Source organism: Blastomonas sp. (assembly GCF_041747255.1).
In the GTDB taxonomy this organism is placed as follows: Bacteria; Pseudomonadota; Alphaproteobacteria; order Sphingomonadales; family Sphingomonadaceae; genus Blastomonas.
In genome coordinates this window covers 1-10,660 of the sequence record NZ_JBGTFM010000226.1, presented here as the reverse complement: position 1 = coordinate 10,660, position 10,660 = coordinate 1, and the positions used below count along the sequence as shown (strand labels likewise).

General features: G+C 64.8%; 11 protein-coding genes and 1 pseudogene. 1 reads left to right on the top strand and 11 read right to left on the bottom strand.

Going from position 1 to position 10,660, the window contains the following annotated elements; all coding sequences use genetic code 11:
* The 11 genes and pseudogenes from ACEW8G_RS08055 to ACEW8G_RS08005 form a co-directional block, all read right to left on the bottom strand.
* Window positions 1–726 (bottom strand): annotated as a pseudogene (locus ACEW8G_RS08055) (RsmB/NOP family class I SAM-dependent RNA methyltransferase); the annotation flags it as partial.
* 15 nt (window positions 727–741) lie between these two features.
* Window positions 742–2,199, bottom strand: a complete 1,458-nt coding sequence (guaB, locus tag ACEW8G_RS08050; RefSeq protein ID WP_373487911.1) for an IMP dehydrogenase — start codon at window positions 2,197–2,199, stop codon at window positions 742–744.
* A 61-nt stretch (window positions 2,200–2,260) separates the two neighbouring features.
* Window positions 2,261–3,793, bottom strand: coding sequence for a M28 family peptidase (locus ACEW8G_RS08045; RefSeq protein WP_373487910.1), 1,533 nt, complete (start codon window positions 3,791–3,793; stop codon window positions 2,261–2,263).
* Between the two features lie 46 nt (window positions 3,794–3,839).
* Window positions 3,840–4,538 (bottom strand): META domain-containing protein, encoded by a 699-nt coding sequence (locus tag ACEW8G_RS08040; protein ID WP_373487909.1) that lies wholly within the window; start codon window positions 4,536–4,538, stop codon window positions 3,840–3,842.
* Window positions 4,539–4,590: 52 nt separating this feature from the next.
* Window positions 4,591–5,397 carry a TrmH family RNA methyltransferase gene (locus ACEW8G_RS08035; RefSeq protein WP_373487908.1) on the bottom strand — a complete coding sequence of 269 codons (807 nt, stop codon included), beginning with the start codon at window positions 5,395–5,397 and terminating at the stop codon, window positions 4,591–4,593.
* 19 nt (window positions 5,398–5,416) lie between these two features.
* The gene (locus ACEW8G_RS08030) at window positions 5,417–5,689 is read right to left on the bottom strand and encodes an HPr family phosphocarrier protein (RefSeq protein WP_373487907.1); all 273 of its coding nucleotides are present in this window, start codon (window positions 5,687–5,689) and stop codon (window positions 5,417–5,419) included.
* Complete coding sequence (locus tag ACEW8G_RS08025; protein WP_373487906.1) at window positions 5,686–6,096, bottom strand: PTS sugar transporter subunit IIA; 411 nt, start codon at window positions 6,094–6,096, stop codon at window positions 5,686–5,688. Before ACEW8G_RS08025 ends, ACEW8G_RS08030 begins: the two co-directional genes overlap by 4 nt.
* Window positions 6,097–6,153: 57 nt before the next feature.
* Window positions 6,154–7,050, bottom strand: coding sequence for an RNase adapter RapZ (rapZ, locus tag ACEW8G_RS08020; protein WP_373487912.1), 897 nt, complete (start codon window positions 7,048–7,050; stop codon window positions 6,154–6,156).
* Window positions 7,051–7,206: 156 nt separating this feature from the next.
* On the bottom strand, window positions 7,207–7,641 hold the full coding sequence (locus ACEW8G_RS08015; RefSeq protein ID WP_373487905.1) for an HPr kinase/phosphorylase: 435 nt from the start codon (window positions 7,639–7,641) through the stop codon (window positions 7,207–7,209).
* A gap of 30 nt (window positions 7,642–7,671) precedes the next feature.
* Window positions 7,672–9,297: an ATP-binding protein gene (locus ACEW8G_RS08010; protein WP_373487904.1), complete on the bottom strand. Its 1,626-nt coding sequence runs from the start codon at window positions 9,295–9,297 to the stop codon at window positions 7,672–7,674.
* Window positions 9,266–9,973 carry a response regulator transcription factor gene (locus ACEW8G_RS08005; protein WP_373487903.1) on the bottom strand — a complete coding sequence of 236 codons (708 nt, stop codon included), beginning with the start codon at window positions 9,971–9,973 and terminating at the stop codon, window positions 9,266–9,268. The genes ACEW8G_RS08010 and ACEW8G_RS08005 overlap by 32 nt, the downstream gene beginning before the upstream one ends.
* A 277-nt stretch (window positions 9,974–10,250) precedes the next feature.
* Between ACEW8G_RS08005 and ACEW8G_RS08000 the strand changes: the two genes are divergently transcribed.
* Window positions 10,251–10,660 (top strand): phosphoenolpyruvate carboxykinase (ATP) (locus ACEW8G_RS08000; RefSeq protein WP_373487902.1); only part of this gene is annotated, 410 nt, incomplete at its 3' end.

The window sequence follows — 10,660 nt, the reverse complement described above, 5'->3', positions numbered from 1 at the left end:
CATCGCCGCCAGCCGGTCGCGGCTGATGTCTGCCGCGACGATCCGCGCGTCAGGGAATCGCGCCGAAAGCGCCAGCGTCTTGCCGCCTGCCCCGGCGCACAGATCAATCAGCAAGCCATCGGCGGGCGCGTCGCTTGCCGCGACAATTGCCTGACTGCCCCAGTCCTGAATGTCGATGGCGCCATCCTGCCAAAGCGCAGTCATTTCGACATGGGTGCCGTTAGGCAATCGCGCGGCAAGCGGCAGGGCGTTATGAAACTGGGCATCGGGCCAAAAAGCGGCCAGTGCATCGCGGCTGGTTTGCGCAGGTGCAAAGCGGATATCCAGCGGCGCGCGATCGAGCAACGCCAGCCGCTCGGCATCATCTAGGAATGCGGGCAGCCGCGCCTCGATCCATTGCGGAATCGCGCCGCCGCTGGCCGCCGGTTCATCATTGGACAAGACCGCCGGGCCATAAGGGCTACCATCGAACAGCGCAATGAGCGCAGCATCCTCGCGCGCCAATCCGGCGAGCGCGGCGCGGCCCGAGACGGGCGCATCACCAAAGCGGCGGATCGCGCGATAGGCAAGATCGCGCACCGCGCGCCGGTCACCCGACCCCATATAGCGGCGATCGCGGAAGAAATTGCGCGCCAGCGTGTCGGCGGGCGCACCCTGCGTCGCTGCTGCCCCGATGATCGCATCGAGCAGGTCGATGGACGCCTGCACGCGCGCGGCGGGCGTCACAACGCAGCTCCCGGGTTACTGCGTCGGGTAATTGGGGGCCTCCCGGGTGATCGACACATCGTGGACATGACTTTCGCGCAGGCCGGCATTGGTGATGCGCACGAACCTGGCGTTGCGGCGCATGTCTTCGATTGTCGGCGATCCGGTATAGCCCATCGCTGCCTTGATGCCGCCAACCAGCTGATGGATGACATCGCGCGCCGGGCCTTTGAACGGCACCTGCCCCTCGATGCCTTCAGGCACCAGCTTTAACTGGTCCTTGATGTCCTGCTGAAAATAGCGGTCGGCGCTGCCGCGCGCCATCGCGCCGACGCTGCCCATGCCGCGATAGCTCTTGTATGCGCGCCCCTGGAACAGGAAGGTTTCGCCGGGCGCCTCTTCAGTGCCTGCCAGCATCGATCCGATCATGATGCTCGACGCGCCCGCCGCAAGTGCCTTGGCGGCATCGCCTGAGGTGCGCAGGCCGCCGTCGCCGATCACCGGCACGCCCGATTTGTCTGCCTCCTCGGCTGAGTCCATGATCGCGGTCAGCTGCGGCACGCCGACGCCCGCCACCACCCGCGTGGTGCAGATCGACCCCGGCCCGATGCCGACCTTGACGCCGTCGGCGCCCGCATCGATCAGCGCGCGCGTTGCTTCTGCGGTGGCGACATTGCCCGCGATCACCTGGATGTTGCTCGAATATTTCTTGAGCGCGGTCACCGCCTCGGCGACCATCTTGCTGTGGCCGTGCGCGGTATCGACCACGATCAGGTCGCATTCGGCATCGATCAGCGCCTTGCTGCGTTCCAGCCCCGCCTCGCCCACGGTGGAGGCGGCAGCAACGCGCAGGCGACCCGCCGCGTCCTTGGTCGCATTGGGGTTCATCACTGCCTTTTCGATGTCCTTGACCGTGATCAGCCCGATGCAGCGATAGTTGCCATCGACCACCAGCAGCTTTTCGATCCGCCGCTGATGCAGCAGCCGCCGCGCCTCCTCCTGCCCGACATCGGCGGGCACCGTCGCAAGATTCTCGGACGTCATCAGCTCGCGCACCGGCTGCAGCGGGTTTTCGGCAAAACGCACATCGCGGTTGGTGAGGATGCCGACCAGCTTGCCCGATGCCTCGACCACCGGGATACCCGAAATCGCATGGTGCCGCATCAGCGCCTGCGCCTCTGCCAGCGGTGCATCGGGGGCGATGGTGATCGGGTTGACGACCATGCCGCTTTCAAAGCGCTTGACCTGCCGCACCGCCGCGATCTGGTCGGCAATGTCGAGGTTACGATGGAGCACCCCGATGCCGCCCATCTGCGCCATGACGATGGCCATCTGCGCCTCGGTCACGGTGTCCATGGCGGACGACAGGATCGGGATGTTGAGATGGATCGACTTGGTCAGCTGGGTGCCGGTGTTGGCCTGGCTGGGCACGATGTTCGACGCTGCCGGGCGCAGCAGCACGTCGTCAAAGGTCAAGCCAAGGGGGATGTCCATACGCAGGCCACTTTCATCGCTGAGTCGTCAATGGTGGCGGCCCATGTAACCAAGCTGCGCATCAATCGCCAGTGGGTGCGGGGGTATATTTCGCGGTATCGGCAAAATGCTGGACCAACGCGACGTGCAGGTTGGCATCCTCCGTGGCACCGCCCAGTTCGGTGGCGTCGGTGAGCTCGTCATCGGGCTGGTGGTAGGCGGTCGAGAGGAACGCCTGCAGCAGCGCCAGATCGGCGAACGAGCCGCCAACCATCAGCGATTTTACGCCCTTGGCGGCGAGCGCCCAGCCGTCCTGACGACGGATGAAGGCATTGGCATCCTTGCTGGGTTCAATGCTGCGGCCGATGGAGGTGGCGACCGCTTCGATCTGCGGATCGAGATCGGTCTCGCCGCGCCCGATGATCGCCACCGGCGCGCCCTTTTTGGCAATGGCAACAGTATCGACATTGAGCGCAACCAAAATCTGATCGAGCGGCACATTGGGCTTGTCCGCATAATGATACGCGCCCAGCAGTCCGCGTTCTTCCGCCGTGGTGCCCATGAAATAGACGTCGCGGTCGAGCTGCACGCCAGCCGCCTTGGCTCTGGCCAGCCGCTGGGCGACAGTCAGCAGCACCGCCATGCCGCTGGCGTTGTCGACCGCACCGTTGCAGATGCGGTCTTCCGCCTCCTCGCCCCGGCAGATGCCGAAATGGTCCCAATGGCCGAGCAGCACGATGGCACCGGCATCCGGCTTGCTGCCCGCGAGCTTGGCGATGACATTGTGGCTGGCGAATGAACGCACAATGGTGCTGGTTACCAGATCCATCCGCACCGACAGCGCGCGCCCGGCAAAGCCGGGGTTTTCGGCGAGCTTGGCCGCCGCTTCGAGCGACAGCCGCGCAGGTTTCAGCAATGCGGCAAGCGCGTCCTCGCGCAGCAGACCGGCAATCGGCGCGCCGACATCATCCTTGACAAGCCGCATCGCGCCGCTGGTTGCCTGGGTGCGGATCTGGCCCCAAGGGGCAGCCTTGGGCGCGACGATCAGCACCGCGCGTGCCCCGGCCTCGGCCAGCAGCTTCTCGCGCTCGCGCCGTCCGGGCGGGGTTTCAAGCCCGTCGAACTTGGGGTCGGCAAACAGCATCACCGCGATCTTGCCCGCGACATCGGCATTGACCTTGCCATCAGCATTCACGCCATAGCCCACGTAGACCAGGTCAGCATTGACGCTGTCGGTGGCATTGCGCCCGCTCAGCAGAATTGCATCGGTATCGATGGCGATCCGGCGGCTGCCGGCAAACGCCTGCACGGTCTGCGCGAACGGCTTGCGCTCGACCAGCGGCACCGGCTGGAACCACGGCGTTGCGGCGTCATTGGTGCCCGATGTCAGGCCATAGCTCGCCCAGGTTTTCGCGAGATAATCGAGCGTTTTGGTTTCGCCCGCCGTGCCCGGCGCGCGGCCCTCGAAATCATCGCTGGCGAGCACAGCAATATGCGCGCGCACCTCTGCCTCGCTGATCGGCGCAGGGCGCGATTGCGCGGCGGCGGGGGTTGCGATGGATGCGGCGACGAGCGCCAGAAAGGAGATGGCGCGAGCCCGGAAGAGTGTTGTCATAAAGACGGTCATTGCGCAATTTGGCTGCCGTCTGCAAGCCCCCGAATTAAGGGCTCTGCTGCAACACGCTGACATGCTCTCCCTGCGTCAGCGTCATCCGCCCATCGGGGGTGAGCTGCATCGTCACATCGCCGGCGAACAGCGCGGTGAATGCCTCCTCCTGATCGCCGCCGGGGCCGATGCACGCCATGCGCGTCATCGCCATCGGCGCGACGCGCAGCTTGCCGTCGCGGATCGTATAGCCCGCAGCAAAGCGGTTGCAGCCCGCGGTGCCACTGATCCGGCCGCCTTCAAAGCGCACCTCGGTGGGTCGGTCTGCTGCGACAGGCTTGCCGTCGATGGACACAATCGACCAGCGCGTGCCCTCAAGCCCATCGGGCAGCATGGCGATACCGCCGCAGCCCGATACGGTGGTGCCGCGCGCGGTGACCCGCACCGTATCGGCAAAGCGCTCACCGCTCATGACGTCCTGACACGGCGTGTTGGTGATCTCCACCACCAGATCGCGCGCTGAGTATCGCTGTCCGTTGGCTATGGCGGCGCCTCGTGGCCGGGGGGATGACAGCACGGTCGCACCATAATCGCCCTCGTAGCGGATCGTGGCATCGTCCATGCGCACGATCCAGCCCGGTTCCTGCCCGCGTGCGACATAGGTCGCGCCATCCCGACCAGCGCTCTGCGGCGAGGGGGCGTTCGCAGCGCATCCGGCAGCGAACATGACGAGCGGTAGGATCAGGAATCGCATGGCTGCAAAATACCGGCAGAATGCTGATCCGCCGATGAACAAGCGTGGCCGTTCACCGCTGCCGCGCCAGCACCTCATAGGCCATCACTGCCGCTGCCACCGCCGCGTTAAGGCTGTCGGCCTTGCCCAGCATGGGGATTTTCACCAGCAGGTCGCACGCCGCCTCATACTCCTCCGGCAGGCCCTGCGCCTCGTTGCCGATCAGCAGGAAGCAGGGGCTGGCATAGTCTGCGCCTCGGTAATCGTGCGCGGTGTTCAGACTGGTGCCGACCAGCTGCCCCGGTCCGGCGCGCAGCCAGCCCACAAACTCCGCCCAGTCCGCCTGCGCCACCGGCACGGTGAACACCGCGCCCATGCTGGCGCGCACCGCCTCGACCGAGAACGGATCGACGCACTGGTCGATCAGGATCAGCCCGCCCGCCCCCACCGCATCGCAGGTGCGCAGCATCGTGCCCAAGTTGCCGGGGTCGCGCAGCGATTGCGCGACCAGCCAGATGCCTGAACGGCTGCGGTCGATCCGTGCAAGGCCGGTGGGCAGGTCGGCGAACACGCCGAGCACCGTCTGCGGATTGTCCTTGCCCGATATCTTGGCGAGGATGTCGGTGCTGGTCTCGTAGATCGTCCCGCCCTCATCGCTGACCGCGCGCTCCAGTGCATCGACAAGCGGGTGCGGATCGCGGCTTTGGCCCAGCCACAGACCTTCAGGAACGATCCCCGCCTCGCGCGCCTCGGTGAGCAGTCGCAGTCCCTCGGCGAGAAACCGCCCCTCGCGCTTGCGGTGCTTTTTCTCACGCAATGCGCGCGCGGCCTTAACCGCCGGGTTGGAAAAGCCGGTGATCGGCTGGCGGATAATCGTCATGCTAAGGGACGACGACGCATCAGTCCTCGCCAAAGCCATCGACGACCAGCCCAACCAGCTTCTTGAGCGCGGCATCGGCGCCCTCGCCCTCCACGCTGATGGTGATGCAATCGCCGCGCGCCGCGCCAAGCATCATCAGCCCCATGATCGAATCGCCGGTCACCCTGTGGTCATCCTTGCCCACTGTCACCGCGACGCCTTCGGGCAACCGCGCAACGGCATTGACGAACTTGGCGCTGGCGCGAGCGTGCAGCCCGCGCTGGTTGGTAATTTCAACGGTTTGCGTGATCACCGCGCGCTTTCCTGCCCCAGCAGGTCCGATGCAACGCTGATATACTTCTGCCCCGCATCGCGCGCCGCCGCCACCGCGTCGCGCACGTCCATCGTCTTGCGCGTCCCCTCCAGCCGGATCAGCATCGGCAGGTTAACGCCGGCGATCACCTCGACCTTGCCCGCATCGAGCAGCGAGATCGCAAGGTTGGAGGGGGTGCCGCCAAACAGATCGGTCAGAATGATCACGCCCTTGCCGGTGTTCACCTTGGCGATGGCGTTGGAAATATCGGTGCGGCGCTGTTCCATGTCGTCATTGGGGCCGATGGCGACCGCCTCAATGTTCTGTTGCTTGCCAACGACATGCTCCATCGCCACCAGAAACTCCTGGGCGAGCCGTCCATGGGTTACAAGAATTAGTCCGATCATGGGAAATTGTGCACCACTTTGCGTGTCGATCCTGAACGCTACACGCGCCTGCCACGGTTATGCCTGCGGCGGCACGGGATGTCCTTCAATGGCATCGACCGGTCTCGACGTAAGGTTTCGATGGTGGACAGTGGGACAAAAGCCCGATGCTTGCAAGCGCTTGGTGAGTTCCTCGGCGACGAACACCGATCGATGTCTCCCCCCGGTACAGCCGATGGCGACATGCACATAGGCCTTGGCTGCCGCCTGATAGCGCGGCATCAGGAAGGTCAGCAGGTCGGTGATCCGGTCAATGGCGCCCACGAAAGCCGGGTCCTCCATCACGAACGCACCCACCGCCGCGTCCTGCCCGGTGAGCGGGCGCAGCGCACGGTCCCAGTGCGGATTGCGCAAAAAACGCATGTCGAACACAAGGTCGGCGCTCGGCGGCATGCCGCGCGCAAAGCCGAAGCTGGTGATGATCAGGCTGGTGGGCGACTGCTCCAGCGCATAGCGGCGGCGGATTTCGTGCTGCAGGTCAGAGATCGGCATGTCGGTCGTGTCGATCACGCTGTCCGCCCAGCGGCGCAGCGGTTGCAGCAGTTCGCGCTCTTCGGCGATCCCGGCAGCGGCCGGGCGGTCTTGCGCCATCGGGTGACGTCTGCGCGTTTCGGCATAGCGGCGCTGCAGCTCGCGCCCCGCACAATCGAGAAACAACATGCTCGCCGCATAGGTGCCGCGCTCCTCAACCTTGCGCACCTGCTTGAGGATCGAGGCTGGGTCAAAGCCCCGGGTGCGCGTGTCGAAGCCAATGGCGATGGGGCGGTTGCGGTCCTGGCTGACCGTGGCTTGCGGGGTGTCAATCAACCTGGGCAGCAGCCGGATCGGGAAGTTGTCAATCGCCTCCCAGCCCAGGTCCTCAAGCGTCTTGAGCGCGGTGGTCTTGCCCGCACCTGACAGGCCGGTGACCAGCATCACGCGCAGCGGGCCGCCGCCGTTGGCCGCATCGCCCGATGTCAGCTGCTTTGCAGCCCTGTCAGACGAGACAGGCTTGTCGGACTTGTCCGCTTGAGGCATCGGTGATCCTTGACATCCCGGGGGCAATTGCAGCGATATCGCCGTCGCCCGCTTCTATCCCTTCAGGCCATAGGCTTGCAACGCCATTTCAGCCTTGATCGCCAATATGCAGCCGCCCGGAAACAGCACGATTTCAGGGATCGCAAGCCCCAAGATGCTGCGCTGGGCGCACGCTTCGACCCAGCGCGGCGCATTGCGGGAAAGCTCGATCGAAAGCGCCACCGGGCAAGCCTCAGCGACCGCCATTGGCATCAGCCCCAGATTGCGCACCTCGATCAGCCCGGCGATGTGCTGGGCAGCCGATGCGATGATCTGCGAACCGAGCCGCTTCAACAGCACATGGTCGTCGCTGATCAGCCGCGCCCCGCGATCGATCAGCGCCAGCGCCAGCTCTGACTTGCCCACCCCGGATGCACCGCTGATCAGCAGCGCCCGCCCGCCGATCGCGACACAGGTTGCAGGATATGTGATGTCGTCCTCAGCCTTCATGCCACACCCCTTTGGGGGTAAGGCACGGGCTTATCCCTGCCCGTCGCCACGCCCCGCTATTGCCGGCCCGGCAAGCGCGCCTGCATAGGATAGTGTCGGCAGGCAGACCTCAAAGCAAGCCCCGGCCTGACCATCATCGCGCGCATCGACCCGGATGCTGCCGTGATGCCCCTCGATGATCGTCCGGGCAATCGCCAGCCCCAGCCCGCTGTGCGTACCAAACGCCTCGCCATCGGGCCGCGCACTGTGAAAGCGCCGGAAAATCTCCTCGCGTTCGCTGGGTGGGACCCCTGGCCCTTGGTCGATCACCCGCACCAGCACCCGGTCGCGCAGCTGGGTCGCCTCGATCTGGACAAGGCCGCCGACCGGCGAGAACGACACTGCATTGTCGAGCAGATTGGAAATCACCCGCTCGAGCCGCGTCCCCTCGCCCATCACCACCGCGACACCGCGCCGCGGGCGGGCAAAGATCACCTCGCGCCCCTGGTTGAGCCCCCGTTCGTCGCGCTGCGCGAGCAGATTTTCGATCATCGCGCCCAGATCGACCGGTTCAAACCGCGTGCGGGTCAACTGTGCATCAACCCGCGATGCTTCCGAAATGTCGGTGATCAACCGGTCGAGCCGCTGGACGTCGTTGCAGGCGATATCAAACAGCTGGGCGCGCAGCGACTCGTCCTTGACGCTCCCCAGCCCTTCGAGCGCCGAGCGCAACGAGGCGAGCGGGTTTTTCAGCTCATGGCTGACATCGGCGGCGAAAGCCCCGGTCGCGTCGATCTTCTGGCGCAGCGCCATGCTCATGTCAGACAGCGCGCGCGCCAGTAGGCCGATCTCGTCGCCGCGCGAAGGCAGGCGTGGCACCACCACCTCGCGCGACCGCCCCAGCCGCACCCGCACTGCAGAGCGCGCAAGCAAGCGCAGCGGCTGGACAATCGTGCGCGCCAGATAAAGCGACAGCAGTACCGACAAAAGTCCGGTGGCGAGCACGATCAGCGACAGGCTGAAGCGTTCGGCACGCACGATCCGCGTGACATCGCGCGCATTATGGGTTGAAAACAACACCGCCGACCGGTCTGGCAGGGCCATTGCCGCGCTGATCAGAGGCGTGCGGTCGGGTGCATAGCGCAGCACCGCTGCAGGTTTCGCCTGCCCCAGCGCGGCCTGCGCCTCGGACCAGTTGGTCAGCAGGTCGGGCTGCTTTTCGGCATAATAGTCAATGCGAACCGCACCGACGATCCGGTCGACGGTGCGGTCCAAAAAGCGCGCGGCATCCTTTTGCCAGGGCTCGGCTGCCGGATCGCGCAAGCCATAGCCCCCGCCACCTTGCACCGCCGTATCGATCAGCACCGCGCCACTGGCGGCATATAGCCGGTAGCGCGTGCTGTTGTGCCGGTCTGCCGCGACCAGCAGCGCGACGCGCTCATTTGCGGCCATGCGGCCCAGCGCCTGCGTCATCAGCCAGACCGTTTGCTGCTCCTGATCAAGCCTTTCGAGCACAATCCGTTCGCGATAGCTGTCGAGATAAAAAAGGCCGCCGCCCAGCATGGCGACCGCAAAGATATTGACCGCAAGGATGCGCCAGGTGAGCGAGACGCGCCGGGTCAAGCGCAGCCGCTGCCCGGCTACATCACTCGCCAGAGAATCGGTAACCGGCGCCATAGAGCGTATCTATACCGGAAAACTCGGCATCGACTTCGCGGAACTTGCGCCGCAACCGCTTGATATGGCTGTCGATGGTCCGGTCATCGACATAGACATCGTCCTGATAGGCGGCATCCATCAGCTGGTTGCGGCTTTTGACCACGCCCGGGCGCGCCGCCAGCGCCTCAAGGATCAGAAACTCGGTCACCGTCAGCGTGACCTTGCTGCCATCCCACAGCACCAGATGCCGCGCCGGATCAATTTCCAGCCGTCCACGCACGATCGGTTCAGCGGGCTTTTCCACCTGCCCCGCCTCGGGCGCGCGCAGCAGCTCGGCGCGGCGCAGGATCGCCTTGATCCGCGCAATCAGCAAACGCTGCGAGAACGGCTTGGTGATGTAATCGTCCGCCCCCATCGCCAGCCCCAGCGCCTCGTCCAGCTCCTCGTCCTTGGATGTCAGGAAGATCACCGGCACCGCGCTGTGTTCGCGCACCCGGCGCAGCAGCTCAAGCCCGTCCATGCGCGGCATCTTGATGTCGAACAGACACAGGTCGGGCGGGCTGTCGATAATCGCTTTCAGCGCGGTTTCGCCATCAGAATACAGCCGCGTGACAAAGCCCTCGGCCTGCAGGGCAATCGATACCGATGTCAGGATGTTGCGGTCGTCATCGACCAGTGCAATTGTCGCTGCCATGGTTGCCCGTCGCAAGTTTAATGGTCGTTGCCGGTTCGGTCGCACATCACTGACGCAGGGTAAACACCTTTTTGGTGCACGTGTGCGTGATGACACCGTTGTCATCGGTCCACCGCGTCCTGACCCGTGCAGGCACCGGGGATTGACATTCTAACTCACTCTGGTCTTGGACATTCTGATGATCAACAGCGCTCAGGACGAGTCGCCGAAAAAACAATCATCCGGTCATGAGCAGGGACAGCATCTGCCCCTTATGGCCGCACGGGAGAACAAGCCAGTGGCACAGAATTCTAATGTTTCGCTTGCCGATCAGGGCTTTGTCGCAACCTCCAATCAGGCATGGAACCTGGGCACTGAGGCATTGGTCGAAGAGGCTTTGCGCAATGGCGAAGGATCACTGGCCGCAGGCGGGGCGCTGGTCGTTGCCACCGGCAAGCACACCGGTCGCAGCGCCACCGACAAGTTCATCGTGCGCGACGCCGAAACCGAAGACACCGTGTGGTGGGGCAAAACCAACGTCGCCATGAGCCCCGAACACTTCGCCGCGCTCAAGGATGATTTTCTCGCCTTTCTGGGCGAAAAGCCAAAGCTCTACGTGCAGGACCTGTTTGGCGGATCGCAGGCCGAATACCGCGTCAACGTGCGCGTCATCAACGAGTTCGCCTGGCACAGCCAGTTCATCCGCAC

Coding starts and splice junctions, on each gene's coding strand:
- guaB (WP_373487911.1), bottom strand. CDS start 2,199: ATGGACATCCCCCTTGGCTTGACCTTTGACGACGTGCTGCTGCGCCCG.
- ACEW8G_RS08045 (WP_373487910.1), bottom strand. CDS start 3,793: ATGACAACACTCTTCCGGGCTCGCGCCATCTCCTTTCTGGCGCTCGTC.
- ACEW8G_RS08040 (WP_373487909.1), bottom strand. CDS start 4,538: ATGCGATTCCTGATCCTACCGCTCGTCATGTTCGCTGCCGGATGCGCT.
- ACEW8G_RS08035 (WP_373487908.1), bottom strand. CDS start 5,397: ATGACGATTATCCGCCAGCCGATCACCGGCTTTTCCAACCCGGCGGTT.
- ACEW8G_RS08025 (WP_373487906.1), bottom strand. CDS start 6,096: ATGATCGGACTAATTCTTGTAACCCATGGACGGCTCGCCCAGGAGTTT.
- rapZ (WP_373487912.1), bottom strand. CDS start 7,050: ATGCTGGTCACCGGCCTGTCAGGTGCGGGCAAGACCACCGCGCTCAAG.
- ACEW8G_RS08015 (WP_373487905.1), bottom strand. CDS start 7,641: ATGAAGGCTGAGGACGACATCACATATCCTGCAACCTGTGTCGCGATC.
- ACEW8G_RS08010 (WP_373487904.1), bottom strand. CDS start 9,297: ATGGCGCCGGTTACCGATTCTCTGGCGAGTGATGTAGCCGGGCAGCGG.
- ACEW8G_RS08005 (WP_373487903.1), bottom strand. CDS start 9,973: ATGGCAGCGACAATTGCACTGGTCGATGACGACCGCAACATCCTGACA.